Raw genomic sequence first — 26773 nt, 5'->3', positions numbered from 1 at the left:
GCCCTCCTCCCCTCTCTCCGCGCCGCCCTCCCCACCGCCACCATCTGGGACGCCGCCGAGCTCGCCTCGCGCGATCCCGGCTTCGACACCCGCAATTTCGGCGCCTCGGCTCTGGTGCGTCCGCGCGATGTCGAAGAGGTCGCGGCGCTGGTGAAATTCTGTTCGGAGCGCGGCCTCAGCCTTGTCGCGCAGGGCGGGCGCACCGGGCTGGCGGGCGGAGCAGCCACTTCGCAAGGGCAGGTGATCTGCGACCTTGGCGGGCTTAACAGAATAGAGGACATCGATCCGTTCACGCGCGTGGCGATCGTGCAGGCGGGCGTGACGCTGGGCGCGCTGCAGGAGGCGGCAGCCCAGCATGGGCTCGACCCGGGCATCGACCTTGCCGCGCGCGGCAGCGCCACGATCGGCGGCATGGTTTCCACCAACGCCGGCGGCATCATGGCGTTTCGCAACGGCACGATGCGCCACCGCGTGCTTGGCTTGGAGGCCGTGCTGCCGGACGGGCGGTTGTTTTGCGATCTCACCCGGGTGCTGAAAACCAGCGCAGGCTACGATCTGAAGCATCTCTTCATCGGCGCGGAAGGCACGCTCGGCATCGTCACCCGCGTGGCGCTGCGGCTCGATCCGGTGGCCGGGGCGAGTGCCACCGCGCTTGTCGGCGTGCCGAATGCGGCCAGCGCCCAGCACATCGTGCGGCATTTTTTGACCTCGACCAGCGCGAGGCTCACCGCCGCCGAGATCCTGTGGCGTAATTTTGCGTCCCTCATGCAGCGGTCGCTGAACTATGCCTCGGGCAGCCTGCCGCTTGATGCGCCCTGTCTGCTGGTGCTGGGCCTAGGCGCCGACTCGATCGAGGCGGCGAGAAGCGCGCTCGAGGGCGGGCTGGCGGCGATCTGGGAAGAGGTCGGCATCGTCGACGGGCTGGTCGCGAGCTCCGAGGGCCAAGCAGCAGCGATGTGGCGGCTGCGCGAGGAGACCGTTGAGATCGAGCGCGCGCACCCTATGGCGCCCTCGTTCGACGTCTCCGTGCCGGCCGGCGCGCTGGACGCCTATGTGGCGCGCATCGAGGCGGGGCTGAAGAAGCTCGACGCCTCATATGCGCCCTATGTCTACGGCCATCTCGCCGACGGCAATCTGCACATCTCCCTCAATTGCGAAGGGCCGGTTCCACATGAGCGGCATGAGGCGATCGAGGGCGTGCTCTATGAGGGGCTGCGCGAGGCCGGCGGTTCGTTCTCAGCTGAGCATGGGGTGGGGCTGGAGAAACGCGAGGCCTATGAGCGGCATGCTGATCCGGTGAAGCGGGGATCAAAGAGTTGATCGATCCGGGCAATGTGATGAATCCGGGGAAGGTCGTGGGCTGAGTTTGGCGGGGGAGCGCGAGAGGCTAGAGCGAACCTGCCTGTGTCGCAGCCCCTCTCCAGTCGCTTCGCGATCACCTCTTCGCTGTCGCGGGCCAGAAACACTACTCGCATTGGCGGCGCGGGCCGCCGTCGAAGGGCTGGTAGGTGTTGTCCTGCGGATCGTAGGAGCGGTAGCGGCTGAAGCAATCGTCGATATGGGCGGCCGAGATCTGCCGGCCCTGTGCCCGCGCGGGCCCAGCCTCGGGCGAGATCTCTTCCGGCGGGCCGCCATAGGTGGTGACGTAGCCGTCGCCCGACGGGGCGTAGCCTTCCATCTCGGCCTGGTCGTCGCTCGTCTGATCATCGGCCGCGGCGGTTTGCCGATCGGTCCCGACGGCTTGGCCACCCTGGCCTTGCCGATCGTTTGAGCCGGTCGAGGCGGTGCGGTCGCCCATCGGGTCGTAATAGGGTGAGATGCAGGGGCGCAGCTCGCCGCTGTAGGAGCGGTAGCTGTTTTCCGCCGGACGGTAGCTGCGATAGCGGGCCGAGCACCATTGCAGATGAGCCACGGGCAATTGCTGCTCGGCCTGCCGATCGGCCGGAGCCGGCTGGGAAGGCTGGGTCGCGTCAGGCTCGGCTGCGGGCTGGTTCGGCTGAGCGGTCGTGGGCTGCAACTGCTGCGGCTGCGCGGGTGCTGTCGGCGCCGCGAGCGTCGCCGTCTGCACTGCGCTGTCGGTCTTGGCCGGCTCGCCCGCTGCGGCGGGCGCGACGGCAGCCTGCTGGGCGGGAATGCGCTGAAGATTCTGCTTTTGCGGATCGACCGGCTGAGCGTCCTTGGTCCAGAGCTCGGAAACGCCGATCGCCGGGGTCGCCTGGCGCACTGGCTTGGCGGCGAGCAGCCAGGTGGCGAAGGCGAGCCCGCTGGCGAACACGGCAAGGGTCAGCACGAAGCCGCCGACAATTCCCAACAAAGCCTTCATGCCGAACTCCTTTAGTCCCCGCTGATAGAATGCGAGGCGCGGAATCCGGTTCCCACAGCAAGAGGGCGATGTTGCGACCCGGCGGTAACAAACGAAGGGCCCCGCGTGCTCCGGGGAGGAGCACGCGGGGCTTCGAGAGGATCGCTAGGTGAACCCAGCTGGGGACTAGGCAGCTAAGGGACTTTACGATGATCCAAACGGATCGATGACAGTGTCGCGCCTTTGGTGCGACGCCGCATCGTGCAAACAGAGGAATAAACGCAGGTCGTTCACATGGCGTTCCACGCCTCGGACTCGCAGCCGGCGGCGGCCGGGCAGCGCCCGAGCGGCATGTGGGCACTCAGCAGTCCGCCACGACCTCGCTGTAGCTCCTCGCCTTCCCGTCCTGGCCGCGAATGCGCCACGTTTCGCCGTCCCGCCCCTCGATATGGCTCTCCGCCAGCGGCACCTTGCCGCCGCCATCCGGCAGATCGATGACATAGGTCGGATTGCAGATTCCGGATAAGCGCCGGCGCAGTTCCGCGACCAGCGCCTGGCCTTGGGCAATCGTCGTGCGGCGATGCGCCATGCCGCGCGCGAGGTCGCCGTGGTGCAGGTAATAGGGTTTTACGCCGAGACGGTACATCAGCTCGCGGCAGAGCTCCTCCAGCACCTCGACCTTGTCGTTGACGCCTTTGAGGAGAACACTCTGGTTGAGCAGCACGAAACCTGCCTGGCGCATCGTGCGGCAGGCCGCCTCGGCTTCGGCGGTGAGCTCGCGCGGATGGTTGAAGTGGGTCACCACCGTCACCATCAGCCGTCCCTGCAGCGCCTCGACCAGGCCGGCCGTTATGCGCGACGGCAGCGCCACGGGCACGCGGGTGTGGATGCGCAGAAGCCTGAGATGCGGGATCGTCTCCAGCCGGGCGCGGATTTCAGCCAGCGCCTTGTCCGGCAGCGACAGCGGATCGCCACCGGTCAGGATCACCTCGCGGATTTCCGGGTGCCCGGCGATGTAGGCCAGCGCCGGCTCCAGCGCTTCGCTTGTGTAGCCGCGGCCGATCGAGGTCAGCGATTCCTTGCGGAAGCAGAAGCGGCAATAGACCGCGCATTGATAGGTCGGGAACAAAAGCACGCGGTCGGCGTGGCGGTGCGTCAGGCGCGGCACCGGGCTGAAGGCATGATCGCCGATCGGGTCGTCGAGCTCGCCTTCGGTGGCGACGAGCTCGCCCGGCGACGGGATCACCTGGGCGCGGATCGGATCGTTGGGGTCGCTCCAGTCGATAAGATCGAGATAGGGTTTGGGCACGCGCACCTTGTGCGCGGTCGCGGCTTCTTGCATGACGGCGCGCTCGGCGGCCGAAAGCGGCAGGGACGCGAGGTCGCGGACATGGCGCACGCCGGCGCGGATGTCGGCTTGCCAGGCGGCGTCGGGGGCGGCCGGCTGTTTGAGATTAGTGGTCATTGCGGTTCTCTGGTTCGCCGTCCCTATCGGCCGGATGGTCGATGTGGTCAACCGCATACCGCCTTACGCCGTGTTGGGAACTTGGAACTCTCACCGCTTGAGCTTCGCAATCGCCTCCGCTGTCACCGGCGTGAAGCAAGCAGCTCGGCGAAATCCTCGGTGTAGACCGTGAGCTTGATGCCCGTGACTGTCTCGTAGAAGTCGACGAGCCGCTTGACGCAAGGCATTCAACTGCCGCAAGGCTAGATATCGGCGTAGATCTCCAGCACATTGCCGTCGGGATCGCGAAAGAAAAGCGTGCGGTGACCCCAGGGCCGGTCGGTCGGCCCACTTTCGATCGCCACGCCCTTCTCACGCAACGTCTCGGCGCATTGGTCAACCTGGCTGGGCGTCACCCGGAAGGCGAGCTGCATGGAGAGCGCGCCCGCCGGGGTCGGCAAGTCGTTGAACATCACGCCGCGCTCAGTGAGCGCCAGCAGGCACGAGCCGACCTGGTAGGCGATCCAGCTCTCGCCCAGGCTGGAATGGACGCGAAAGCCCATCACGTCCTCATAGAAACGCCGCATCTCCTTCATGTCGCGGGCGAAGAGGACGGTGTAGTCGATATTCCTGATGTTTTTCAGCGCATTCATTTGCGGAATCCTTTGTCTGGCGCCGCGTTCCGACGCGGCGTGATTGTCGATGCGCTGCCTCATTATACTGGTAGCAAGGTGGTACAAGATGAGCGGCGCTGCTAGTAGCGTCGCCACCCCCTTCGAGGCACGAGCATGCTGGAACAGACCACCGAGATGGACAGGCGTAAGGAACTCGGCCGCTTCCTGCGCGCCATGCGCGAACGCGTCGAGCCGTCACGGCATGGCATCCGCACCGGCACGCGACGGCGCGCAAGCGGGCTGCTGCGTGAGGAAGTCGCGCTGCTCGCAGGGATCAGCGCCACCTGGTATATGTGGCTAGAACAGGGCCGCGAGGCCAATCCTTCCGCGCAGGTGCTCAATGCGCTCGCCGACGTGCTGGACCTCGTGCCTGTGGAACACCAGCACCTGTTCAAGCTCGCAAAGCCGGAATGGCGGCCTGAGGCGACGCCGCTCGAAGGCCCCTCGCCCGATCCGCGCATTGTCGGATTGCTCGCCACGCTCTCGCCCAACCCGGCCTATGCGCTCAACCGCGCCTGGGACTTCATTGCCTGGAACGACGAGGCGGCGGATTTGTTCGGCGGCTTCGATCAGGACGATCCCGCAAGGCGCAACCTGCTGGCGCGGTTCTTCCTCGATCCCGCCTGGCGCGGCCTGTTCGCCGACTGGGAAGTGGTAGCTCGCTCGGCGATCGCGCAATTCCGCGCCGTGACCGTCGAATACGCGTCTGCTGCCGACATCCGCGCCGTGCTCGATCCACTCAAGGCGCTGAGCCCCCACTTCGCGCGCCAATGGGCCGAGATGCGGGTCGAGGAAGCGCCGATCTGGTCGAAGCGGATGGTCGGTCCGAGCGGCGAAATCAGGGTCTATGATTATTTTATGCTGACGCCCGTGGGCGTGGGCAAGGAGATAACGCTGAGCCTTTATCGGAAGCGTGGATAAGGAGCTCCCCGTAAAACGGGGAGAAAGACGCTGCCGCAATCGACCAGCGCCCTCCTTTCATGCAATCTCCTCCGGCGGCGATCATGGGGAAATGATCCGCCGCCGAGGGAGGATTGCCATGACCGACACGCCAGCGGCGCTGCCGCGCTATGAGGATGCCGTTGCGCAATTCCGCATCGAGGACGAGATCGCACGCCTCCACGGCGATCCGGCGACCGGCATCAACGCCTATGTCGAATGCTGCGGCCGCTATACCGGCGAAAACCGGCTGGCGCTGCGCGCGATCTCGGCTGCCGGTGAATTGCGCGAATACTCCTTCGACGATCTGGCCGACATGGCGGGCTGCGTCGGCACCCTGCTCAAAAGTCTCGGCGTGCGCCCTGGCGACGTCGTCGCCGGCATGCTGCCGCGCATCCCTGAATTGGTGGCGCTGATCCTCGGCACATGGCGTGTCGGCGCTGTGTACCAGCCGCTGTTCACCGCTTTCGGGCCGAAGGCTGTCGAGCATCGCCTGAACTACAGCAAGGCGAAGCTGGTGGTGACCAACCCCGCAAACCGCGCCAAGCTCGACGAGGTGGAAAACCGTCCGCGCATCGCCACCATCGTTGGGCCCGGCGACGCCCTTGCAGCAGGCGACGTCGATTTCCGCGCGGCGCTCGCGGCTGCCTCCCTCGATAGCGAGCCGGTCATGCGCAAGGGCACCGACCTGTTCATGATGATGTCGACCTCCGGCACGACCGGGCACCCAAAGGGCGTGCCGGTGCCGCTCAACGCGCTGCTTGCCTTCGGCGCCTATATGCGTGACGCGATCGGGCTTCGGCCCGACGACATCTTCTGGAACATCGCCGATCCCGGCTGGGCCTATGGGCTCTACTACGCCATCACCGGGCCTTTGCAGCTCGGCATCGCCACCACCTTCTACGAAGGCGCGTTCAACGCCAAATCGACCTACGACATCATCGAGCGCCTGGGCGTCACCAGCCTGGCCGGCTCGCCGACAGCCTATCGCCTGCTAATGGCGGAAGGGCCCGAGGCCGCGGCCCGCGTCAAGGGCAGGCTGCGCGTGGTGAGCAGCGCCGGCGAGCCGCTCAATCCGGAGGTGATCCGCTGGTTCGACGCGCATCTTGCAGCGCCGATCCACGATCATTACGGCCAGACCGAGAATGGCATGATGGTCAACAACCATCATGGTCTGGCGCATACGGTCCGCGCCGGCTCGGCCGGCTTTGCCATGCCCGGCTACCGCATGGTGGTGCTGGACGAGGCAGGCAACGAACTCGGCCCCAACCAACCCGGCGTGCTGGCGGTCGATATCGCCAACTCGCCGCTGCGCTGGTTCGACGGCTACCACCAGGCGGAAACGCCGGCGATTGCGGGCGGCTACTACCGCACCGGCGACACAGTGGAATATGAGCCGGACGGCTCGGTCTCCTTCATCGGCCGGGCCGACGACGTCATCACCTCGTCCGGCTACCGCATCGGGCCGTTCGATGTCGAAAGCGCGCTGATCGAGCATCCGGCGGTAAACGAGGCGGCCGTCGTCGGCGTGCCCGATCCGCAGCGCACGGAGATCGTCAAGGCGTTCGTGGTGCTGGCGCCTGCCTTCAAGGGCAGCGAGGCGCTAGCCGAGGAACTCGCCCAGCATGTGAAGAAGCGGCTGTCTGCGCATTCCTATCCGCGCGAGGTCGAGTTCGTCAGCGAACTGCCGAAGACACCTAGCGGCAAGATCCAGCGGTTCTTGCTGAGGAAGGCCGAGGTGGAGAAACGCAAGGCGGAATAAAGATTTGGCTCTCCATGATTTCCGCCACGCAAAAGCCGCCAAGTCGGGCGATGGCTCGCAAGGGCTTTGATCGCTAATTTGGGGTTGCAGTATGCGGTTGGTCTTGACGCTTCTCATTGCGCTGGCGGGCAACGCGGCCTATGCCGCCTCGCCGGAAGATGATTATATCGCCGCGCGCGACAAGGCGATCGCCGATATCACCGCGCAGGAAAGCGCCAATACGGCGATCGAAACTATCGATGCCCAGAACGAGAAGGCGCTGGCCGACCTCCAGCAGCGCCTCGCCACCATTCTCGGTCCGCTCTCCGTCAAAGGCTTTCCGGCGACCGGTACCATCAATGTTCAAAGCCTCAACGCTTCCGATATCGGCTACGGCATGCTGGACGGGCTGCGATATGCGCAGAGCGACGACGGCCCAAGCATCGTCGCCTCGACGCGCGGCTTGACCGAGCGCTGGCTCAAGTCAAAATCGTCCGAAGCGGAAGCGGATTTCAAGCTGCCCGCCGACATCGGCGCGGCGTTGAAGCTCGACAGTTTTTACACCCAGGCCATCGGCAGCGACGCGGCATTCTCGGGCACGCTCGACTTTTCGTTGAAGAAGCCCGACGGCGCCGATGCGGTGGTCGCGCGGCTCGGTGGCTGGACCCAGGATGTCGGACCGATCTACGATCAGCACGTCGTCGTGGCAGTCGTGAAAGGTGACCGCGTGCTGATTGCCGAGGCACCCGCCTCGCCCGCCGTGCCGAAGATCGCGGCCTGCGATTCAATCTGGGCAGCCGCCGACGCCGCCGCGCAGAAAGCCCAGCAGGCCGACCAGGGTTCGGACCAGGACGATCCGCAGGTCTCCGATCCCGCCAACGCCGCCTGGGAAAAGGGCGACGCCGACTACCGCGCCTGCATGGCCCAGCGCCTGCCCGGCGACCCGTCCTTCCCGGCGCTGCTCAAGCAGGCGCAGGACCTTGCCGACGACATGGCTGGGAAATAGTCCGCCAGGGCAATTCCAGGAAAGCGCAGCGGCTCTCGAAGTGGAGCGGTTTCAAACCATAGAGATAGAGCGGGCCGGCGCTGTCGAAGCCGAGCCGCTCGAAACCCTCAGCCTCCGTTCGCCCGCATGTTGCGCCGAGAAACGCGCCGCGCGACGGGGCGCGCCGCTTCCGCGATGATCCCGTTGGTTTGAGGCGCGGCATCCATGCGCGACCTTGCGTCGGTCACCCGATGCAGGCGCTCATAAGGCAGCAATTCCCGGATGCGGGCGTTGAGCGCTTCGACTTCGGCGCGCAAATCCTCGCATTCCTGCTTCTGGATATCGAGCTGGATCTGCTCCGACGCCTGCTGCAGCGAAAGCCGTGAGAAATTGGTGCTGACCTCGGACAGGTTCTTCTTGTCGGCTTCGCTCTCGTCCTTGAGAACGGCGAGCCTTTTCTCCGCAATCTGGCGTTCGGTGACGGCGTCGTTCAGCTGCGCCTTTAGCCTGGTGATCTCGTCCGTGGCTTCGCCATTGTCGGTCGAGACCTTGTCCAGACGCGACTGCAGTTCCTGGATCTCGGCACGCAAACCGCGCATTTCCGCGTGGCTGCGTGCCAATTCGGCGGTGCTGTCGCTCTCGGCGATCCGCGCCGCCTCGATTGTTTCGGCAAGCCTGGCCTGCGCTGCTTCGAGCGCTTTCTGCAGCCGGGTTTCTTCCTTTTCGTGGTTGCCGATTTGAGCCATCAGCTCGGCGATGTGGGCGGTTTCACTGGCGTGGGTTGCCGCGAACTCGTCGAACTTGTGCCGGGCCTCCGCCTCGCGCTTTTGCGCCTGCTCCAGATCGACCGAAAGGCCGACCTGCTTTTCGCGCAGCAGCTTGTTCTCGGCGCCGCGCCTGTCGACTTCGACGGTCTTGGCCGTCAGGGCTTTAACGATCTCGCCGAACTCCGTCTCGCGCCTGGCGGTCTCATTGCCCATCTCCACCAGCTCCAGGCGCACCGCCGCAAGCGCCGAGCGCAGCTGCTCCCGGTCCTGGACGAGGCTCGCCTCGCGCTGCTGCCACGCTTCGGCCGCGCCGTCGCGTTCGCGCTGCCGGCGGGCGGCGTCAAGCAATTGTTCCGACAATGTCTTGTGTTCGGCGGTGAGAGCGAGGTTTGCCAGCTCCAGCTCGTTGGAGCGCAACACGTCGCGATGGAAGACGTTGAGGACTTCGCGCGTCATATGATGCGCAGTGGCGATCTCCGCCAGCTTTGCCTCGATCTCCTGCAGATGGCCCTGCCCGTCCCGGAAAAGCCCGGTGACGGCCTCCAGGGCGGCCAGCCGCGTCTGGGTATGCGGTGTCAGCCGCGATGCCGATGCGTCGGACGGCTCTTCGGCCGGCGGATTCTCGTCGCTTGCAACCAGTTCCCGACCGGCGACGGCGTCGTCTTCCGACGGCGGCTGTTCGTCATCTTTGAGAACGTCCTCGAACGCCTCCGCCAGATCCGATTGGAGTTCCTGAAATTCCTTATCGACGTCCTCGGCCCGCTTGATCAGAGACTTGAAATTCATCACGGCACATCCCTTACGCTCGACGACACATCTTTTACGCTCGCCCCCGGGCGTACTTAACGAATTACTAATCTATCGCGTTACCTTCCGTTCGGGAAGCCTGTGCAAAGGAAACCAAAATTAAGGTTATCGCCGGTCCCAATCTGATGCGGATCCGCGCTAGGTGAGCCCCTCTCCCGTTCCTAACATATGTTAGCTTTCTCTCCGGATAGGTGCTGAAAGCATGCGCAGCAGAAGGGAAAGACAGCGAGCTGCTTGTCATCATTCAGATGAGCGATGCGAAGACTTCTGGACGGAAAAAAGAAGCTCCCGCCGTATAAATTTTCTCTTCCTCGGCCGCCCATGATCGATCGAGTGGAGTTGCTTGCGCGAGCATCCGGTTGCCGTGGCTCTATGGGAGTCGACGCGGGAGGCGGATGGGCCGACCTCCCGCGTCGGTGCATCAACTCTTGATGTCGATGCGCTTGACCTGCGACTGCGCCTTCTCGCTCTTCGGCAAGGTGACGGTCAGCACGCCGTTCTTGAAGCGGGCATCCACCTCGTCTTCCTTGACCTCGTAGCCGACCGGGATGCGGCGCTCGAAGCGGCCGTAATAGCGCTCGGAGAACTGCCTATCCTTGTCCTCCGTCTCGGAGCGCTTCTCGCCTCTCAGCGTCAGCACGCCGTCGTCGAGCAGGACCTCGATGTCTCTCTGTTCGAGGCCCGGCACCTCGGCCATCACCTTGATCTCCTTCTCGCCGTTGGAGATCTCGACGCTCGGCCAACCGGCGCCGAGGGCGGAGACACCGCCAAGTGACGGCAACCGACTGTCGAAGCCGCGGAAAACGTCGTCAAACAGGCGGTTCACCTCGCGATGCAGCGACAGGAACGGATCGCGCTCACTGTCGCGGAAAATGCTTGGAAGCTGGTTGCCGTTGCTCCGGCCCCAGGGGATCAGATCACGGACACTCATGGTTTGCTCCTTTCTGTTCATCGGCTCGAAAAGCACCTACGCGCCGGGCAGCGCCCGGCGCATAGCGCGGATGCGCTCACAAGAAGCCCTCAGGCGGCGTGCTTCTCGCCTTCGATCTTCTTTGTCGTGCCTTTGAGCGTTGCCTTGTCGGCCGCGATCTCGATCCGCCGCGGTTTCATCTCTTCTGGAATTTCGCGCTTCAGATCGATCGTCAGCAGCCCATTGACCAAGCTGGCGCCAACGACCTTGACGTGGTCGGCAAGCTCGAAGCGGCGCTGGAATGCACGGCCGGCGATGCCACGATGCAGGTACTCGCCCTTGTCCTCGCCGGCTTTCTGGCCAGAGACCATGAGCATGTTCTGCTCCTGGGTAATGGCCAGTTCGTCCTGCGAGAACCCAGCCACCGCCATACTGATGCGGTAGTCGTCTTCTGCGGTCTTGGCGATGTCATAGGGTGGCCAATTATCGACGGTCTCGATCCGGCTCGCCGTCTCGAGCGCGTTCAGCATTCGATCGAAGCCGATGCTCGACCGGAACAGGGGACTGAAGTCAAACGTGGTTCTCATAGCTACATCCTCCATTGAGCAACATAGATACGAGGGGCGCCAAGGAAGCGGCGCCCCTTGACCTTGCCGGTCTCTCTCAAGCACCGGCGTAATCGATCTGGGAATTCAACACGGGCACGTCAAGGCCCCGCTTCGAAGCAGCCTTCAGGTCGTGAAAGTCAGCCCTTTCGTCTGCATGCAGGCAGGCGAATCATGAATTGGAGGCGGCCGCACAACCACGACCGCCTCGCGGAGCTGATCTTCAATGGATCGCGATGATCCCGTCGACGGCCCGCCATTCCGACGCCCTGATGAGCCGATAGTGGGCGACACGGACAGAATGCAAGGCGCCAGCCAGCTCGCGCTCCCAAAAGCCCAGAAAGCCCCTCAGCGCCGGGAAATCCGGGGCAAGATCATAGTCCTGCCAGACGTAAAGCTGGAGCAGGCTGGGATGGTCGGGCAGATGATAATGGATCTCGGCAGTGGTCAAGCCATACCCATTCATCTGCAAGCGGAATTCCCTGCTGACCGCCATCGCCTTCGGGCCTTCACGCGCTCAGCCGGTCGACCACCTGCCGGTGGTCGTCATCGGCAGGGCCGCTGGGCGGCGGAGCCAGCGCATCAAGCCGGCGCAGCGCATCCATGATGTCGTCGAAGGAGACCGGCCGCTCGGTGCCCGGCGGCTGGCGCAGCGCCGGCATCGATTCTACGGCGCAAGCATCGGACGCCCAGGACGAAAGGATCGCCCGCTTTTCCCATATATCGAGCGAGCCGTCCTCCAGCACATCCCGCGGGTGCTGAAAATGCCTGGCCGGCGACAACAGCCGGTCGAGCGAAAGGTCTGATAGTTCGGGAGCTAGGGAAGGAATGATCGGCGAAAGCGTCTGTCGGTCCATTTCTGTCCTCCGTCTCCAAAAACTCCTTGCTTCGGGTTCCAATTTCTCAGCGGTCCCGGCGCTGCCGGGCGCCGATAATCTTGTTCAACTCAATCGCGAATTCAAGCCTCTCCGTTATCGGAGCGGGCCAATTTACCGCATGTTTTCAGCGCGCTAGCACTCAACGGTCGAGAGTGCCAAAAAATTTGCGGTACCCCCTTGAAAGTAGATGAAGGCAAAATTAGCTCGACATGCGCGCGATGCCGAAAGGGTCGCGCGAGCCCCGCTCCGGTCCTGCCGGTCCGGAGCGGAGGAACTGCTCGCAATCTGTTTGTCCTGAAGGAGAACGATATGACGTTCCGTCCATTGCATGACCGCGTGCTCGTGCGCCGCATCGAGGCCGAAGAGAAGACGGCCGGCGGCATCATCATCCCCGACACTGCCAAGGAAAAGCCGCAGGAAGGCGAAGTCATCGCCGTCGGGCCAGGCGCCCGCGACGAGAGCGGCAAGCTCGTGCCCCTCGACGTGAAGGTCGGCGACCGCATCCTGTTCGGCAAGTGGTCCGGCACCGAGATCAAGCTCAACGGCGAGGATCTGCTCATCATGAAGGAAAGCGATGTGATGGGCGTGATCGAGCAGGTCGAGACGCTGAAGAAAGCCGCCTGACCGGGGCTTCGATCGAACCGCAACCAGTCAATGAAAGCTGCCTAAACAAGGAGTGATCCAATGGCTGCCAAGGAAGTCAAATTCCATTCCGACGCCCGCGAGCGCATGCTGCGCGGCGTCAATATCCTCGCCGACGCGGTGAAGGTGACGCTCGGTCCGAAGGGCCGCAACGTCGTCATCGACAAGTCGTTCGGCGCGCCGCGCATCACCAAGGACGGCGTCACCGTCGCCAAGGAGATCGAGCTCGAGGACAAGTTCGAGAACATGGGCGCCCAGATGGTTCGCGAAGTCGCTTCGAAAACCAGCGACCTCGCCGGTGACGGCACCACGACGGCCACCGTGCTTGCCCAGGCGATCGTTCGCGAAGGGGCCAAGGCCGTTGCATCGGGCATGAACCCGATGGATCTCAAGCGCGGTATCGACAAGGCCGTGGATGCCGTCGTCGCCGAACTCAAAGTCAACGCCCGCAAGATCACCAGCAACGACGAGATCGCCCAGGTCGGCACGATCTCGGCCAATGGCGATGCCGAGATCGGCCGCTTCCTGGCCGAGGCCATGGAAAAAGTCGGCAACGAAGGCGTCATCACCGTCGAGGAGGCCAAGACGGCCGAGACCGAGCTGGAAGTCGTGGAAGGCATGCAGTTCGACCGCGGCTATCTCTCACCCTACTTCATCACCAACCAGGACAAGATGCGCGTCGAGCTCGAAGAGCCCTATGTCCTGATTCATGAGAAGAAGCTGGGCAATCTCCAGGCCCTGCTGCCGGTGCTGGAGGCCGTGGTGCAGTCCGGTAAGCCGCTGCTGATCATTGCCGAAGATGTCGAGGGCGAGGCTCTGGCCACGCTGGTGGTCAACAAGCTGCGCGGCGGACTGAAGGTCGCCGCCGTCAAGGCTCCGGGCTTCGGCGACCGCCGCAAGGCCATGCTGGAGGACATCGCCATCCTGACCGGCGGCACGGCCATTAGCGAGGATCTCGGCATCAAGCTGGAGAATGTCACGCTGGAGATGCTCGGCCGTGCCAAGAAGGTCGCGATCGAGAAGGAGAACACCACCATCGTCGACGGCGCCGGCAAGAAGGAGGAGATCCAGGGCCGCATCACGCAAATCAAGGCGCAGATCGAGGAGACCACCTCCGACTATGATCGCGAGAAGCTGCAGGAGCGGCTGGCCAAGCTCGCCGGCGGCGTTGCCGTGATCCGCGTCGGCGGCGCAACGGAAGTGGAGGTCAAGGAGAAGAAGGACCGCGTCGACGACGCGCTGCACGCCACGCGCGCGGCGGTCGAGGAAGGTATCCTGCCCGGCGGCGGCGTTGCCCTGCTCAGGGCGGCCAAGGCGCTCGATACAGTCGCCGTCGACAACCCGGACCAGAGATACGGCGTCGATATCGTGCGGCGCGCGATCGAGGCTCCGGCGCGTCAGATCGCCGAGAACAGCGGGTCGGAAGGTTCGATCATCGTCGGCAAGCTGCGCGAGAAGACCGAATTCGCCTATGGCTGGAACGCCCAGACCGGCGAATATGGCGACCTCTACAAACAGGGCGTCATCGATCCCGCCAAGGTCGTGCGCACCGCGCTGCAGGATGCGGCCTCGGTTGCCGGACTGCTCGTCACCACCGAGGCCATGGTGGCCGAGAAGCCGAAGAAGGAGGCCGCTCCGGCCATGCCGGCCGGCGCCGGCATGGACTTCTGAGACGCCGACGGGAGCCCGCTTCCGGCAACGGGAGCGGGCGTTTCGAAACGCACGATGGGAGGCCCTTATGGATATGATGAGCGGCAATGGCTCGGTTCCGGCACCGACGCGCCCGGCAAGCGAATTCCTCGCTTATGAAGCCGAATGTCGAAGCGCATTGAAGCCGTTGCTGGCAGACTTGCTCGACACGGCCGAATCCGCCGGATGGAACCGGCGGACCGTCGCCTCAACGCTGATGTTTCTTGCCGCACAGCACGTGTCGGCCACCGAAACATCCGCGGGCGGCTAGCGAAATCGGGCCCCGCCTTCAAGGCGGGGCCCATGTGACTGCGAACGGACGAGGATTGCCATGATTGCAGGACGATTGCGCGAATGCCTGAGAATCTTGCGATGGGAAGCTGCCGACGTCGCCGAGGAGCTTGGCTGGCCCAGAAACGACGTGACGCGCTGGCTCGAGGGGCGCGCGCCGGTGCCGCTGGCGGTCGCCGCCTGGATCGAGGCCCTCGCCAAGGCACACAAGGCGCTGCCCCCGCCGCGCCTTAACCGGCATTCAGCGACGCACACGCCGGCAGGCCCGGTGGTTGTGCAGGCGTTCAACGGCGTAGGCCAGCCGCGACCGCACGGCGTCGTCCTGCAACCGCCCTACCCGCGCCGACATGTGCTGGCCGGGACGACCGGCCATCGTCAAGGCGCCATGATGATGCACCCGAATGAGGGTTCTGACCATGAACCACGACCGCTTTGAAGAGCCTGTCACCATCCTCGTCGGAATGGGTTTGCCGGTCCGGCTCGAGACCGTGATGGAAGCCCATGCCCTGCTGCAGGATTGGCCGGCCGCGAGCAGGAGCAGCGCGCATGCGATCGCGCTCAATTCCTGCAGAGCCGGCATTGCCGGCGAGATCGACGCGGAAACGGTGCGGGCAACCCTTGTTGCTTTCGCCCGCCGCCACGATATCCTGGCGCCGGACCTGGTTTCGCTGGCGCCTGCGGCGCTGGCAGGGAGCGCATCCACAAGCAACAATGGCTGAAAATTTGAAACCCGGCGCCTGCTGGCGCGGCGGACAACGCAACGAGCGCAGGAATTCTGAATGACGACGGACACCAAGGCAAAGGAAACCAGGACATTCGAGGCGGACGTCTCGCGGCTGCTGCACATGATGGTGCACTCGGTCTATTCGGACCGAGACGTTTTCCTGCGCGAGCTGATCTCCAATGCGGCGGATGCCTGCGAGAGGCTGCGCTTCGAGGCGGTGAGCCGGCCAGAGCTTCTGGGCGACGATGCCAAGCCGCGCATCACGATTGCCGCCAATCCGGACAACAAGGAGCTTTCGGTCGAGGACAACGGCATCGGCATGAGCCGCGACGAGATGGCGGAGGCGCTGGGCACGATCGCGCGCTCCGGCACGCGCGCCTTCATGGAGCGCGTCGAAGCCGGCAAGGCGGCGGAAGACACGCAGCTGATCGGCCAGTTCGGCGTCGGGTTTTATTCGGCCTTCATGGTCGCAGACCGTGTCGACGTCATCAGCCGCCAGGCCGGCAGCGACGAGGCCTTCCGCTGGTCGTCCGACGGCAAGGGCACCTACGAGATCGCGCCGGTGCCGCTCGAGGCAGCACCCAAGCGCGGCACGCGCGTGGTGCTGCATCTGATGGAGGACGCCTCGTCCTACACCACGCCCTATCGGCTCGAGGGCTTGGCGAAGTCGCAGTCCGGACATGTGCCGGTGCCAATCACATTTGTCGAAAAGCCCGGCGCCGAACCGCGCGACATCGCCGACGGCACGGCGCTTTGGGTGCGGCAAAAGAGCGAGATCAAGCCGGAGGAATATACCGACTTCTACCGCAGCATCGCCGGCCAGTATGACGAGCCCGCCTCGACCATCCATTTCCGCGCCGAGGGCCGGCAGGAATACAGCGTGCTCGCCTTCGTCCCGGGATCGCGGCCGTTCGACCTGTTCGACCAGGACCGCAAGGGCCGCATGAAGCTCTATGTGCGGCGCGTCTTCATCACCGACGAAGCCGATCTGCTGCCGCGCTACCTGCGCTTCGTGCGCGGCCTGGTCGATTCCGCCGACCTGCCGCTCAATATCTCGCGCGAGATGATCCAGGAAAGCCCGTTGCTCGCAGCGATCCGCAAGGGCGTGACCAACCGCGTTCTCGGCGACCTCGCCAAGACGGCCGAAAACGATGCCGAAGCCTACGCCAAAATCTGGGAAAATTTCGGCGTCGTCCTCAAGGAAGGTCTCTATGAGGATTACGAGCGACGCGAGCAGTTGCTGAAGCTTGCCCGCTTCCGTTCGACGACCTCAGGCGAAGGCTGGCGCAGCCTTGCCGACTATGTCGCAGCGATGAAGGAAGGACAGAAAGCGATCTTCTTCATGGCCGGTGACGATCGCGCCCGGCTCGAAGCCTCGCCCCAGCTCGAAGGTTTTCGCGCACGCGGCATCGAGGTGCTGCTCCTCACCGATCCCGTCGACAGCTTCTGGGTGACGATGGCGCCGGAATTCGACGGCAAACCGTTCAAGTCGGTGACGCAGGGCGCGGTCGAGCTCGCCGATATCGCGCTGCCCGAAGATGCGGCGAAGCCCGACGGGGAGACGTCGTCGGATATCGCCGCCTTCCTGGCTTTCGTGAAAACGACGCTTCGCGAGGAGGTTTCGGACGTGAAGTCCTCGGACCGGCTGACCGAAAGCGCCGTGTGCCTTGTCGCGCCGGAGCATGGCCCGGACCGCCAGTTCGAGCGCCTGCTCAACGCCGCCGGCCGGCTCGACAAGGCGGCCAAGCCAATCCTCGAGATCAACCCGCGCCACGAGCGCGTGGCGGCGCTGGCAAAGCTGGGCGACGACGAGAAGGCGTTCAAGGAAGACGCCGCCCATCTGCTTTACGACGAGGCACGTGTGCTCGACGGCGACAAGCCGGCCGACGCCAAGGCGTTCTCGGCGCGGCTTGCGCGGCTGATCGATCGCGGGCTGGCAAAGGGGCAAGCGCCGGCGCTCACCTGATAGGGAACGCGCCGCCGCATATTGCCCCCTACCCCCTCAGCCCCGGCGCTTCCTGGCCGGTGCGGGCGACATATTCCGTATAGCCACCGCCATAGGTGTGGATGCCTTCGGGCGTCAGCTCCAGCACGCGGTTCGACAGCGCGGCCAGGAAATGGCGGTCATGCGAGACGAAGAGCATGGTGCCTTCATATTGCGACAGCGCCTCGATCAGCATCTGCTTGGTGGTGATGTCGAGGTGGTTGGTCGGTTCGTCGAGCACCAGCAGATTGGGCGGGTCGAACAGCATCAGCGCCATCACCAGCCGCGCCTTCTCGCCGCCGGAAAGCACGCGGCACTTCTTTTCGATCTCGTCGCCGGAAAAGCCGAAGCAGCCTGCCAAAGCGCGCAGCGGCGCCTGGCCCGCCTGCGGGAAATTGTCCTCCAGCGTCTGGAAGACGGTGCGCTCACCATCGAGCAGTTCCATCGCATGCTGGGCGAAATAGCCCATCTTGACGCTCGGGCCGCGCACAACCGAACCCTCGTCCGGTTCGGAGGCACCGGCCACCAGCTTCAAAAGCGTCGACTTGCCGGCGCCGTTGACGCCCATCACGCACCAGCGCTCGCGGCGGCGGATCTGGAAGTCGAGGCCTGAATAGATCGAGCGGCTGCCATAGGATTTGTGGATGCCCTTCAGCGTCGCCACGTCCTCGCCGCAGCGCGGCGCCGGCTGGAATTCGAAGGCCACCGTCTGGCGGCGCTTCGGCGGCTCGACGCGGTCGATCTTGTCGAGCTTCTTCACCCGGCTCTGCACCTGCGCCGCATGGGAGGCGCGCGCCTTGAAGCGCTCGATGAAGGCGATCTCCTTGGCCAGCATCGCCTGCTGGCGCTCGAACTGCGCCTGCAGTTGCTTGTCGGCCAGCGCACGCTGCTCCTGGTAGAATTCATAATTGCCGGAATAGGAGGTGAGCGCGCCGGCGTCGATCTCGATGATCTTGGTGACGATGCGGTTCATGAACTCGCGGTCGTGCGAGGTCATCAGCAGCGCGCCGTCGTAATCCTTGAGGAATTTCTCCAGCCAGATCAGGCTTTCGAGGTCGAGATGGTTCGACGGCTCGTCGAGCAGCATGACGTCGGGCCGCATCAACAGGATGCGGGCGAGTGCCACGCGCATCTTCCAGCCGCCGGAGAGTTTTGAGACGTCGCCGTCCATCATCTCCTGGCTGAAGCCGAGGCCGTCCAACACCTCGCGCGCCCGACCGTCGAGCGCATAGCCGTCAAGCTCCTCGAAGCGGTGCTGCAATTCGCCGTAGCGCTCGATGATCTGATCCATGTCGTTGGCGCGGTCGGGATCGCCCATGGCGTGCTCAAGCTCGCGCATCTCGGCAGCGACCGCGCTGACCGGTCCGGCGCCCTCCATGACCTCGGCGACGGCGCTCAAGCCGCCCATATCGCCGACATCCTGGCTGAAATAGCCGATGGTGACGCCGCGATCGCCCGAGACCTGACCTTCATCGGGCTGCTCCTGGCCAATGATCATGCGGAACAGAGTCGTCTTGCCGGCGCCGTTCGGGCCGACAAGCCCGATCTTCTCGCCCTTCTGCAAGGCGGCGGAAGCTTCGATGAAGACGATCTGTCGGCCGTTCTGCTTGCCGATATTTTCGAGACGGATCATGGGACGGTCCGGGAAACTTCGCTGACGTGGCGGGGATTTGCCCGGGGCATTACGCGAATGCGGGCACGAGGGGAAGAGGCAGAAGCGCCGCATGCCGCGCTCGGCCTATTCCCTTTGGGGCAGAACCCAGCCGAGGTAAAATTGATTCGCGTCGCCGACAGATCGAGCGCTTAGTGCTGGAGCCAACCACTTGATGGGCTCTGGCAAGGGAGGTCAACCATGGCCATGTACCTGACGCGCTTCAGCTACACGCCCGAGACATGGGCGCGAATGATCGAAAACCCCGAAGATCGCCGCAAGGCAGCCAGCTCATACATAGAATCGGTGGGCGGAAAGCTGCACGGGTTCTGGTACGCGTTCGGCGAGCACGACGGCTGGAACCTGTGGGAGGCGCCGGACAATGTTTCGATGGCGTCCGTCGTGCTCGCCATCGGTGCCGGAGGGGCGCTCAGCTCCTGCGAGACCACCGTCCTCCTCAGCGTCGAGGAGACGATGGACGCGCTGGGCAGGGCGAAATCGATCCGTTATCGGCGGCCGGGAGCGTAAAAAAACGCCGCCGCGGGGAGTGTCACCTCGCGTCATGGAAGATGATGCCGAGCGTATGTCGCCTGCCCGAGCGCAGGCGGCTAACGCCGTGGCGTAGGTTGACGCGATAGTAACCTCGCGTGCCCTCCACCGGCCGGTTGTGCACGGCGAAGATTACCGCATCGCCGCGCTTGAGCGGCACCACCTCGGCGCGGCTTTGCATGCGCGGGCGCTGCTCGGTGAGCACGAATTCGCCGCCGGTGAAATCCTCGCCGGGCTCGGACAGCAAGATCGCCACCTGCAACGGAAAGGCAAGCTCGCCGTAGAGATCCTGGTGCAGGCAGTTGAAATCGCCGGGGCCGTATTGCAGCAGAAGCGGCGTCGGCTTTACCTGCCCCTCGTCGTGGCAGCGTTTCAGGAAGGCGGCGTGCTCGGCCGGATAGCGCTGGGCAACGCCCATCTTCTCGTTCCAGTCATTGGCAACGGTGGCGAGGCGCCGATAGAGCGCGGTGCGCAGGCCCTCGATCAGGTCCGGCAGCGGATATTTGAAATACCGATATTCGCCCTTGCCGAAGCCGTGGCGCGCCATCACGACATGGCTGCGGAAATGCTCTTCATGCGGGTAGAGCGCGGCGATATCGGCGCATTCTTCCGCCGACAGCATGCCGGGCATGACGGCACAGCCATGGGCGTTGAGTTCAGAGATCAGCGCGCGCCAATCTTGTGCTGCGACGCGGGATTCGGCGGAGCGGCTGGCGCGTTTGGTGTTGAGGGAATGGATGGTCATGGGTTGGCTCCTTCGCTTGGTGTCAAAGTGGGGCGAAGGATGAGCATCGGCCACCCGATTCCTGCGGGGGTGGGCGCCGGCTTTCCCTTCTCCCCTTGTGGGAGAAGGTGGCCTCGCGCAGCGAGGTCGGATGAGGGGTGCTGGAAGGAATGAGGCGGCGGCGATTTCAATCTTATCGCCAAGCTGGAACACCCCTCATCCGTCTCGGCGCTAACGCGCCGATCCACCTTCTCCCACAGGGGGAGAAGGAGAAGTCGCGCCTCACTGCCTCCGATACATCTCCAGCTCCGGATCGAGATCCACCTTCACCGCATTGGTGAATACGCAGGTCGCCACCATGATGCCGGCGAAGGCGGTGAGGTTGACGAGCAGCGTCTCGTCGTAGCGCGCCTTGAGTGCGGCCCAGGTTTCTGCCGGGACGGCATTGGCATCGGCGGCGATTGCCATGCCGAAGGAGATCAGCAGCGTCTCGTCGGCGGTCGGTTCGATCGCTTCGGGGTCGAGCCCGTTCTCGATCAATGCGCGGCGAAAGAACGTCACGGGAATCTCGGCGCGCATCGTTTCGGCGACCGCTTTCGACAACAGCCAGATGGCGCGGTCGTCGAGTGTGAGCTTGAGAAGGTCGCGCAGCGTGAACCATTCGGCGTAGATGCGGTGGGCGGCCGGCGAGTGAAGCAGGATGCGCTTCATGTTGGTCCTGCGGCCGCGCAGCGCGAGCTCTCGGTCGTGCTCGGCGCGGATGTCGTCCGAGGCGGTCGCGTAGTCAATGGGGGATAGATGCGCCATTGCGCTCACCCCAGCGTGGAACGAAGCGCCGGCGCGCCGCGCAGCGTGTTGGAGACGGTGCAGATGTTTTCCGCGTCCGCCAGGATCCGTTCTTTCATTGCGGCATCGAGGTCGCCGGTGATCTCCAATCTGACGGTGAATGTCTCGACCCGCGAGGGCTCGTCCTTCGCCTTCTCGCCGCTGACATCCGCCCTCACCTCGCCGAGCCGGTCGGCGACGCCGAGGCGGGTGGCGGCGATGCGGGCGCTGAGCACCATGCAGGCGGCCAAAGAGGCATGGAGCAGGTCGAGCGGGCTGAAGCCGGGCGCGCTGACCTGCGTGACCACATCGACCGTGCCACCGGTCGGGGTGGTGACCGCCGGCAAGCTGCCCGGCGGCAGGACGGCAAGCGCGCCGGCATTGCGGGTTCTGACTTTAAAGTCTGCCATCGTGTCGTCTCCAGTTTGGAGGCCATTGATAGCGGACGGGAATTCACTGAGGCAATCGCCGAGGCAGGCCGTGGGCGATTGGCGTTTCCTCGCCTCCATGAAATCGGGGAGAGGTGGCTCGGCGAAGCCGAGACGGAGAGGGGGAGCGCCCTGCGAAGCCCCCTCGCCGTCCACTTTGCGGACACCTCGCCCCCGGCTCTGGCGGGGGCGAGGAACCCGGGTTCTGAGAGGCTACTTCGTCAGGTCGAGCGCTGCCGTCAGATCGCCCATCGGCGGCTGGTCGTTGTTGCGCAGCGCCTTGTCGCGGGCGACGATGCCGGGCAGCACAGGCAGGTCGTAGCGGGCGGTGATGAAACGCAGGATCGAGGTCGTGTCGTACTGCGTGTGATCGACCATCCCCATCTTCGCATAGGGCGAGATGATGAAGGCGGGGATGCGGTTGCCCGGGCCCCAGCGATTGGCTTTGGGCGGCGCGACGTGATCCCAGAAACCGCCATTCTCGTCATAGGTGACGACCACCAGCATATGGGCCCATTGCGGGCTCTTCTCCAGATGCGCGACGAGGTCGGCCAGGTGCTGGTCGCCGGAGGTCACGTCGGCATAGCCGGCATGCTCGTTGAGGTTGCCCTGCGGCTTGTAGAAAGAGACCGCCGGCAGCTTGCCGTCATCGATCGCCTTGATGAACTCAGTGCCGCCGAGCCCGCCGTCTTTGAGGTGCTCGGCCCGCGCGGCCGTGCCCGGCGCATAAGCCGCGAAATAGTTGAAGGGCTGGTGGTGGAACTGGAAGTTCGGCACGGGCGTCGCGTTCTTGCCGTCGAGCGCCGCCTGCCAGGCGCCCGAATACCACGCCCAGGAAATGCCCTTGAGCGACAGCAGATCGCCGATGGTGATCTCGTGCTGCGGCGGCAGCGTGGTCGGCTGCGCCGGATCGGCCAGCGCCTTGTCGCCACCCTCGGCCGGCTTGTTGGCGCTTGGCTGGTAAGGCGGCTGCATGGTGTTGACGGCGTAGAAGTCGGGCGTGATGGCGCCGTCATTGGTGAATTTCGGCACGCCGCCCAGCGCCGAGGGCGGCGAATTGTCGGCCGGTTTCAGCGTCACGCCATCCGGCTCGACGACGGCAATCTGGGCCTTGACCGGGCTGGTGTCGGCATTTGGATAGTAAGGCACGCAGGCGCAGGCCAGCATGAAATGGTTGAGGAAGGAGCCGCCGAAGGCGCCCTGGAAGAAATTGTCCGCCAGCACGTATTTTTTGGCGATCGCCCACATCGGCAGGATCGAGCCGTCATAATGGCCCATCACCAGCGCGCCGGAATCGGCCCAGGCGACGAACTTGTCGTTCCGGCCGCCGTCGATCTGCATCTGCTCCTGATAGAAACGATGCCACAGATCATGGGTGATGACGCCGGTATTCTCGTTGAAGCCCTTGGGATCGTCGATGGCGAATGTCGCATTGGGCAGATGCGCGCTCTGCGCCTCCGTCACCGCCGGCGTGACGCCCTTGCCGGTCAGTCCGCCCCAGGCCGGCGGCAGTTCGGAAAGCGGCTTGCCGTCGCGGTCGAGCTGGCGCGCCTGTTCAGGCGAAACGTTAGCCAGGCCGTTGGCGCCGGGGAAGCCGCCATAAAGGTTATCGAAGCTGCGGTTCTCGGCGTAGATGACGACGACGGTGTCGATCTTGTCGTAACCGGCAGGCGCCGCTTGGGCAGCGGCAGAGAGCGATGCCAGCGCCGTGGAGGCGAGGCAAAGGGAGAGAAAGGACCGGATCATCAGGAAATGCCTCGTGGCTTGGGAATGGCTGGAGGACGGCAATGCAGGAACGCAACTGCATCAATGCCCAGCTACTTCGACGCCTTGTCACCTTTGTGACAGTTCGGCCCCGGCCGAACACGGTTTCGTGAGCGGGAAGACCGGTCATCAATCCGTTGCACTCGATCCTTACGCCGCCAAAGAAACCGGGCGGAGAAATCAGGGATATCGCCGAAGACGATGGGACATCGGAAAAATCACGCGATCGCCATTGCAGCGGCCACGATCGTCGCCTCCACCACGCCCGCCAACACCGAGGAGCCATCCGGTGTCCATCCCGGCCCGATGACGCGGCAGGAAGCCTTCGCCCGCGCCGAGGCGCTGACGGCGCTGGGGCGACAGATGTTCTTCGACTCTTCGCTCTCGGCCTCGGGCAAGCAGGCCTGCTCATCCTGCCACGATCCCAACCATGCTTTCGGGCCGGCCTCGGCGGCACCGGTCGAAATGGGCGGAGCCAATCTTGACCAGCCCGGCGTTCGCGCCGTGCCGTCACTGCGCTACCTGCAGGCGGCGCCCGCCTTCACGGAGCACTTCTACGACTCCGAGGACGAAGGCGACGAAAGCGTCGACAATGGCCCGACCGGGGGGCTGACCTGGGACGGCCGCGCCGACCACGGCAAGGACCAGGCAAGAATCCCGCTGCTGTCGTCCTTCGAGATGGGCAATAAGGACGCGGCCCAGGTGGTCGCCAGCCTGCGTAACGCGCCTTATGCCGGCGCCTTCAAGGCGGCCTTCGGCGCCGATGTCTTCGACGATCAGCAAGACGCCTTCGACGCCGCTGTGGAAGCGCTGGGCACCTTCGAGCAGAGCAGCGCCGATTTCTATCCCTATTCCAGCCGCTACGACGCCTTCCTCGCCGGCAAGGCGCAACTTTCCGCGCAGGAATTGCGCGGTCGCATGCTGTTCGAGGACGCAGCGAAGGGCAATTGCGCGAGCTGTCATCTCAGCGAACCGGCCAATGACGGCGAGCCGCCGCAATTCACCGATTACGGCCTGATCGCGATTGCCGTGCCGCGCAACCCGGCGATCCCCGCCAATGCCGATCCCAATTATGTCGACCTCGGCCTGTGCGGTCCGCTGCGCACCGATCTCAAGGACCGCGTCGAATATTGCGGCCTGTTCAAGACGCCGACGCTGCGCAACGTTGCCTTGCGGAAAAGCTTCTTCCACAACGGCTATTTCCACACGCTGCGCGACGCGGTCGCCTTCTACGCCAGCCGCGATACGGATCCTGGGCGCTGGTATCCGAAGAAGACCGACGGCACGGTCGACAAATTCAACGACCTGCCAAAGGCTTACTGGGGAAACCTCAACACAGATCCGCCCTTCAACGGCAAAAAGCCCGGCGATAAGCCGGCGCTGACCGATGCCGAGATCGACGACATCGTCGCCTTCCTCGGCACGCTGACCGACGCCGACCAGGCCGGGCAGTAGGGCAAGCAGCCAAGGAGATTGGTGGCTTGCAGCCGCAGCGGTGCTATCCACCGTAAATGTGTGCCAATGTGAACCACGTCATAGGAACGCCAAGTCGCGCCTGCTATATTGCCCATCTCTTCACAGATGGAGTCTCCGATGAGGTTCGTCCCGGTGCAGGAGCCGCCTGGCAGCAGTTGGACGGTGTTCGATGCGGCCAATGGCGCGCCGGCCGAATATGCCGGCCGGGTGCTTATCGGCCTGACATCGTGCGAAGCCCGCTGGTTTGCCGCCGTGGGCAACGGCCGCGCCGCTTGGCAGCGGTCCATCACGCCAGGCGTGCAGTTGCGGCTGGTCAGCGGGGGCGGTTGCCAACCCATCCGGGAAAGGCATGGCCAGACAGGTAGTTAGAAAGCCGCGCTGCCAGATTGATTCAGGCAGAGCGATCTCCCATCGATTGCCTTCTCACCTCGCCGGCGCGTAGCGGCTCACCACCATGCCGCTGGCATAGGGCCTGGAGCCGAGGAGCCTCAGCCTGCCAAAGCCGCCCTTGTCGAAGATGCGGCGGCCGCTGCCCAGAACGGCCGGATTGATGAAGAGCTGGAACTCGTCGACAAGGCCGGCGGCGATCAGCGCCGAGGCGAAGCCGGCGCCGCCGAACACGGCGATGTCGCCGCCCTCGCCTTGCTTCAGCGCGTTGACCTCACGCGGCAAGTCGCCGCTTACGACGCGCGTTCGTTCCCAGCGCGAGGCCCCGAGCTTATCGCTCGCCACCACCTTTTCGGCCTCGACGATGCGCTGGGCGAAGGCAAAGAAGCGGTCCTTCGGATATTTCCTCGCCGCGTTGCCCCAATGGGTCAGATAGCCTTCCTCAGCCATCTTGCGGCTCAACAGGATGGTATCGATGGTCGTGAAAACGGCGTTGAAGTCCCGTTTAAGCTCCTCGTCCCAGGCGCTGTCGTCGCCCCACTCCCAGAGTTGCCAGCGACGGTCCTCGTCGGCGCCGACAAAACCGTCGACCGATAACTGCATCTGCAGGATGAGCTTTCTCATGTCCGGTCTCCCTGGTCAGGAATTGCTGCCTGTGACGACTCGCGCCGCGGCGGGCGAGCGGGCGAAAGCCTGCGCCCAGGCTTCGAAGCTGGTCGGGGTGGCATTTTCGGCTGAGGGTGCTTCCAGCGCCCAGCGCTCGCCCCTGTTGAAGCTTGCCGCCGTCTCGCCCAGCGCATCGGCAAAACTCGCCGATATGTCATTGGCGACCATACCGGCCCGCGCATCGGCGAACGGCACTTCATGGTAGGCGACCGCCTTGCCGATCGCCCTGCCCAGGATCGCGGTAGCCTGTTCGAGCGTGTAGGAGCCGCCGCCGTGCAATTCGACAACGCGCTGGATCGGAAAGTGTTCGGCACTCAATAGAGCGGCGGCGCGTTCGCCAACGTCCTTGGCGGCAATCAGCGGCATAGGCAGGTCGCCGCGGAAGGGCGAGGCGAAGACGCCGGACGCCGCCTGCTCGACGAAGCCCATGCCCTTGATGAAATTCTCCATGAAGAAGGAGGCGCGCAGATAGACGAGTTCCTCCAGGCCCAGCGCGGCAAGTCGCTTTTCCATCAGCGCGGCGCCAAGCGACGTACCCATTCTGAGATGGGCATTGAGGCCGCTGAGCAGCACGATCCGGCGCAGGCCCGCCTTGGCGATGGAGGACGCCAGCCGTGCGCCGACCTCGTCCTCAAAGTGATGCAGATCGGGCGCGGTGACATCGAAGGGGATCATCACGTAAGCGCTGTCGGCACCCGAGAAGGCGGCGTCGAGCGCCGCCTGATCGTCGAGTGCGACGCCGAGGCTCCGGGCGATGCCGCGCACCTTATGCCCTGCCCCGGTCAGTCTGGCCGAGACCTCGGCGCCCACTTCGCCGGTTGCGCCGACGACCACCACCGTACGCTTGACTTGCCGGTTCATATCGATCTCCTCTCTCAAATGATTTACTTCTGGAACCATTTGACGCAAGGCAAGAACGAT

General features: G+C 64.5%; 28 protein-coding genes. 13 read left to right on the top strand and 15 right to left on the bottom strand.

Going from position 1 to position 26773, the window contains the following annotated elements:
• On the top strand, window positions 1-1320 hold a 1320-nt coding region (locus CK219_RS13070; protein WP_095767148.1), incomplete at its 5' end, for an FAD-binding oxidoreductase.
• A 145-nt stretch (window positions 1321-1465) separates the two neighbouring features.
• On the opposite strand, the gene CK219_RS13065 is transcribed toward CK219_RS13070, so the two are convergent.
• The 3 genes from CK219_RS13065 to CK219_RS13055 form a co-directional block, all read right to left on the bottom strand.
• Window positions 1466-2323, bottom strand: coding sequence for a BA14K family protein (locus CK219_RS13065; protein WP_095767147.1), 858 nt, complete (start codon window positions 2321-2323; stop codon window positions 1466-1468).
• A gap of 340 nt (window positions 2324-2663) precedes the next feature.
• Entirely contained in the window at window positions 2664-3767 is a 1104-nt protein-coding gene (locus tag CK219_RS13060; RefSeq protein WP_095767146.1) for a KamA family radical SAM protein, read from the bottom strand.
• A 242-nt stretch (window positions 3768-4009) separates the two neighbouring features.
• Window positions 4010-4399: a VOC family protein gene (locus tag CK219_RS13055; RefSeq protein ID WP_095767204.1), complete on the bottom strand. Its 390-nt coding sequence runs from the start codon at window positions 4397-4399 to the stop codon at window positions 4010-4012.
• A gap of 135 nt (window positions 4400-4534) precedes the next feature.
• On the opposite strand from CK219_RS13055, the gene CK219_RS13050 reads away from it, so the two are divergent.
• The 3 genes from CK219_RS13050 (at window position 4535) to CK219_RS13040 (ending at window position 8106) form a co-directional block, all read left to right on the top strand.
• Window positions 4535-5341 (top strand): helix-turn-helix transcriptional regulator, encoded by an 807-nt coding sequence (locus tag CK219_RS13050; RefSeq protein WP_095767145.1) that lies wholly within the window; start codon window positions 4535-4537, stop codon window positions 5339-5341.
• Between the two features lie 118 nt (window positions 5342-5459).
• The gene (locus CK219_RS13045; RefSeq protein ID WP_095767144.1) at window positions 5460-7121 is read left to right on the top strand and encodes an acyl-CoA synthetase; all 1662 of its coding nucleotides are present in this window, start codon (window positions 5460-5462) and stop codon (window positions 7119-7121) included.
• 103 nt (window positions 7122-7224) lie between these two features.
• Entirely contained in the window at window positions 7225-8106 is an 882-nt protein-coding gene (locus CK219_RS13040) for a hypothetical protein (RefSeq protein ID WP_245340467.1), read from the top strand.
• Window positions 8107-8213: 107 nt separating this feature from the next.
• On the opposite strand, the gene CK219_RS13035 is transcribed toward CK219_RS13040, so the two are convergent.
• The 5 genes from CK219_RS13035 to CK219_RS13015 form a co-directional block, all read right to left on the bottom strand.
• On the bottom strand, window positions 8214-9638 hold the full coding sequence (locus CK219_RS13035) for a hypothetical protein (RefSeq protein WP_095767142.1): 1425 nt from the start codon (window positions 9636-9638) through the stop codon (window positions 8214-8216).
• 442 nt (window positions 9639-10080) lie between these two features.
• Window positions 10081-10590, bottom strand: a complete 510-nt coding sequence (locus CK219_RS13030; protein WP_095767203.1) for an Hsp20/alpha crystallin family protein — start codon at window positions 10588-10590, stop codon at window positions 10081-10083.
• 89 nt (window positions 10591-10679) lie between these two features.
• Window positions 10680-11156 (bottom strand): Hsp20 family protein, encoded by a 477-nt coding sequence (locus CK219_RS13025; protein ID WP_095767141.1) that lies wholly within the window; start codon window positions 11154-11156, stop codon window positions 10680-10682.
• A gap of 241 nt (window positions 11157-11397) precedes the next feature.
• Window positions 11398-11670, bottom strand: coding sequence for a protein usg (locus CK219_RS13020; RefSeq protein WP_095767140.1), 273 nt, complete (start codon window positions 11668-11670; stop codon window positions 11398-11400).
• Between the two features lie 13 nt (window positions 11671-11683).
• Entirely contained in the window at window positions 11684-12031 is a 348-nt protein-coding gene (locus CK219_RS13015) for a hypothetical protein (protein ID WP_224524793.1), read from the bottom strand.
• 330 nt (window positions 12032-12361) lie between these two features.
• Between CK219_RS13015 and groES the strand changes: the two genes are divergently transcribed.
• The 6 genes from groES to htpG all read left to right on the top strand — a co-directional run bounded on the left by groES (window position 12362) and on the right by htpG (window position 17364).
• Window positions 12362-12676, top strand: a complete 315-nt coding sequence (gene groES / locus CK219_RS13010; RefSeq protein WP_095767139.1) for a co-chaperone GroES — start codon at window positions 12362-12364, stop codon at window positions 12674-12676.
• A 60-nt stretch (window positions 12677-12736) separates the two neighbouring features.
• A complete protein-coding gene (gene groL / locus CK219_RS13005) occupies window positions 12737-14365 on the top strand; it encodes a chaperonin GroEL (RefSeq protein ID WP_095767138.1) in 1629 nt (542 codons plus the stop codon).
• Window positions 14366-14432: 67 nt separating this feature from the next.
• A complete protein-coding gene (locus tag CK219_RS13000; protein WP_095767137.1) occupies window positions 14433-14654 on the top strand; it encodes a hypothetical protein in 222 nt (73 codons plus the stop codon).
• A 60-nt stretch (window positions 14655-14714) separates the two neighbouring features.
• Window positions 14715-15110: a helix-turn-helix transcriptional regulator gene (locus CK219_RS12995; RefSeq protein WP_141245336.1), complete on the top strand. Its 396-nt coding sequence runs from the start codon at window positions 14715-14717 to the stop codon at window positions 15108-15110.
• Window positions 15091-15393, top strand: coding sequence for a DUF982 domain-containing protein (locus CK219_RS12990; protein WP_095767135.1), 303 nt, complete (start codon window positions 15091-15093; stop codon window positions 15391-15393). The genes CK219_RS12995 and CK219_RS12990 overlap by 20 nt, the downstream gene beginning before the upstream one ends.
• A gap of 60 nt (window positions 15394-15453) precedes the next feature.
• A complete protein-coding gene (htpG, locus tag CK219_RS12985; RefSeq protein WP_095767134.1) occupies window positions 15454-17364 on the top strand; it encodes a molecular chaperone HtpG in 1911 nt (636 codons plus the stop codon).
• A gap of 28 nt (window positions 17365-17392) precedes the next feature.
• On the opposite strand, the gene CK219_RS12980 is transcribed toward htpG, so the two are convergent.
• Window positions 17393-19015, bottom strand: a complete 1623-nt coding sequence (locus CK219_RS12980) for an ABC-F family ATP-binding cassette domain-containing protein (RefSeq protein ID WP_095767133.1) — start codon at window positions 19013-19015, stop codon at window positions 17393-17395.
• A 219-nt stretch (window positions 19016-19234) separates the two neighbouring features.
• Here CK219_RS12980 and CK219_RS12975 point away from each other — a divergent pair, with 219 nt between their 5' ends.
• On the top strand, window positions 19235-19561 hold the full coding sequence (locus CK219_RS12975) for a GYD domain-containing protein (RefSeq protein ID WP_176477003.1): 327 nt from the start codon (window positions 19235-19237) through the stop codon (window positions 19559-19561).
• A 22-nt stretch (window positions 19562-19583) separates the two neighbouring features.
• On the opposite strand, the gene CK219_RS12970 is transcribed toward CK219_RS12975, so the two are convergent.
• From CK219_RS12970 to CK219_RS12955, 4 genes are all read right to left on the bottom strand, one after another.
• A complete protein-coding gene (locus CK219_RS12970) occupies window positions 19584-20327 on the bottom strand; it encodes a 2OG-Fe(II) oxygenase (RefSeq protein WP_095767132.1) in 744 nt (247 codons plus the stop codon).
• A 261-nt stretch (window positions 20328-20588) separates the two neighbouring features.
• A complete protein-coding gene (locus CK219_RS12965; RefSeq protein WP_095767131.1) occupies window positions 20589-21113 on the bottom strand; it encodes a hypothetical protein in 525 nt (174 codons plus the stop codon).
• Window positions 21114-21118: 5 nt separating this feature from the next.
• On the bottom strand, window positions 21119-21541 hold the full coding sequence (locus CK219_RS12960; protein ID WP_095767201.1) for an OsmC family protein: 423 nt from the start codon (window positions 21539-21541) through the stop codon (window positions 21119-21121).
• A 231-nt stretch (window positions 21542-21772) separates the two neighbouring features.
• Entirely contained in the window at window positions 21773-23305 is a 1533-nt protein-coding gene (locus tag CK219_RS12955; protein ID WP_095767130.1) for an acid phosphatase, read from the bottom strand.
• A 219-nt stretch (window positions 23306-23524) separates the two neighbouring features.
• Between CK219_RS12955 and CK219_RS12950 the strand changes: the two genes are divergently transcribed.
• Together CK219_RS12950 and CK219_RS12945 are read left to right on the top strand one after the other, a co-directional pair.
• Entirely contained in the window at window positions 23525-24778 is a 1254-nt protein-coding gene (locus tag CK219_RS12950; RefSeq protein WP_095767129.1) for a cytochrome c peroxidase, read from the top strand.
• 138 nt (window positions 24779-24916) lie between these two features.
• On the top strand, window positions 24917-25168 hold the full coding sequence (locus CK219_RS12945; RefSeq protein WP_095767128.1) for a hypothetical protein: 252 nt from the start codon (window positions 24917-24919) through the stop codon (window positions 25166-25168).
• A 54-nt stretch (window positions 25169-25222) separates the two neighbouring features.
• On the opposite strand, the gene CK219_RS12940 is transcribed toward CK219_RS12945, so the two are convergent.
• Entirely contained in the window at window positions 25223-25810 is a 588-nt protein-coding gene (locus tag CK219_RS12940; protein WP_095767127.1) for a dihydrofolate reductase family protein, read from the bottom strand.
• 15 nt (window positions 25811-25825) lie between these two features.
• Complete coding sequence (locus CK219_RS12935) at window positions 25826-26713, bottom strand: NmrA family NAD(P)-binding protein (RefSeq protein ID WP_095767126.1); 888 nt, start codon at window positions 26711-26713, stop codon at window positions 25826-25828.
• Between the last annotated feature and the right edge of the window lie 60 nt (window positions 26714-26773).

It is taken from the genome of Mesorhizobium sp. WSM4313 (genome assembly GCF_002294725.1).
Classification (GTDB): domain Bacteria; phylum Pseudomonadota; class Alphaproteobacteria; order Rhizobiales; family Rhizobiaceae; genus Mesorhizobium.
This window is presented reverse-complemented; position numbering and strand designations above follow the sequence as displayed.

Coding starts and splice junctions, on each gene's coding strand:
- CK219_RS12935 (WP_095767126.1), bottom strand. CDS start 26,713: ATGAACCGGCAAGTCAAGCGTACGGTGGTGGTCGTCGGCGCAACCGGC.
- CK219_RS12995 (WP_141245336.1), top strand. CDS start 14,715: ATGATTGCAGGACGATTGCGCGAATGCCTGAGAATCTTGCGATGGGAA.
- CK219_RS12970 (WP_095767132.1), bottom strand. CDS start 20,327: ATGACCATCCATTCCCTCAACACCAAACGCGCCAGCCGCTCCGCCGAA.
- groES (WP_095767139.1), top strand. CDS start 12,362: ATGACGTTCCGTCCATTGCATGACCGCGTGCTCGTGCGCCGCATCGAG.
- CK219_RS12940 (WP_095767127.1), bottom strand. CDS start 25,810: ATGAGAAAGCTCATCCTGCAGATGCAGTTATCGGTCGACGGTTTTGTC.
- CK219_RS13015 (WP_224524793.1), bottom strand. CDS start 12,031: ATGGACCGACAGACGCTTTCGCCGATCATTCCTTCCCTAGCTCCCGAA.
- CK219_RS12980 (WP_095767133.1), bottom strand. CDS start 19,015: ATGATCCGTCTCGAAAATATCGGCAAGCAGAACGGCCGACAGATCGTC.
- CK219_RS12975 (WP_176477003.1), top strand. CDS start 19,235: ATGGCCATGTACCTGACGCGCTTCAGCTACACGCCCGAGACATGGGCG.
- CK219_RS13055 (WP_095767204.1), bottom strand. CDS start 4,399: ATGAATGCGCTGAAAAACATCAGGAATATCGACTACACCGTCCTCTTC.
- CK219_RS13050 (WP_095767145.1), top strand. CDS start 4,535: ATGCTGGAACAGACCACCGAGATGGACAGGCGTAAGGAACTCGGCCGC.
- CK219_RS13000 (WP_095767137.1), top strand. CDS start 14,433: ATGGATATGATGAGCGGCAATGGCTCGGTTCCGGCACCGACGCGCCCG.
- CK219_RS13030 (WP_095767203.1), bottom strand. CDS start 10,590: ATGAGTGTCCGTGATCTGATCCCCTGGGGCCGGAGCAACGGCAACCAG.
- CK219_RS12965 (WP_095767131.1), bottom strand. CDS start 21,113: ATGGCGCATCTATCCCCCATTGACTACGCGACCGCCTCGGACGACATC.
- CK219_RS12950 (WP_095767129.1), top strand. CDS start 23,525: ATGGGACATCGGAAAAATCACGCGATCGCCATTGCAGCGGCCACGATC.
- CK219_RS12960 (WP_095767201.1), bottom strand. CDS start 21,541: ATGGCAGACTTTAAAGTCAGAACCCGCAATGCCGGCGCGCTTGCCGTC.
- htpG (WP_095767134.1), top strand. CDS start 15,454: ATGACGACGGACACCAAGGCAAAGGAAACCAGGACATTCGAGGCGGAC.
- CK219_RS13065 (WP_095767147.1), bottom strand. CDS start 2,323: ATGAAGGCTTTGTTGGGAATTGTCGGCGGCTTCGTGCTGACCCTTGCC.
- groL (WP_095767138.1), top strand. CDS start 12,737: ATGGCTGCCAAGGAAGTCAAATTCCATTCCGACGCCCGCGAGCGCATG.
- CK219_RS13045 (WP_095767144.1), top strand. CDS start 5,460: ATGACCGACACGCCAGCGGCGCTGCCGCGCTATGAGGATGCCGTTGCG.
- CK219_RS12955 (WP_095767130.1), bottom strand. CDS start 23,305: ATGATCCGGTCCTTTCTCTCCCTTTGCCTCGCCTCCACGGCGCTGGCA.
- CK219_RS12945 (WP_095767128.1), top strand. CDS start 24,917: ATGAGGTTCGTCCCGGTGCAGGAGCCGCCTGGCAGCAGTTGGACGGTG.
- CK219_RS13025 (WP_095767141.1), bottom strand. CDS start 11,156: ATGAGAACCACGTTTGACTTCAGTCCCCTGTTCCGGTCGAGCATCGGC.
- CK219_RS13060 (WP_095767146.1), bottom strand. CDS start 3,767: ATGACCACTAATCTCAAACAGCCGGCCGCCCCCGACGCCGCCTGGCAA.
- CK219_RS13035 (WP_095767142.1), bottom strand. CDS start 9,638: ATGAATTTCAAGTCTCTGATCAAGCGGGCCGAGGACGTCGATAAGGAA.
- CK219_RS13020 (WP_095767140.1), bottom strand. CDS start 11,670: ATGGCGGTCAGCAGGGAATTCCGCTTGCAGATGAATGGGTATGGCTTG.
- CK219_RS12990 (WP_095767135.1), top strand. CDS start 15,091: ATGAACCACGACCGCTTTGAAGAGCCTGTCACCATCCTCGTCGGAATG.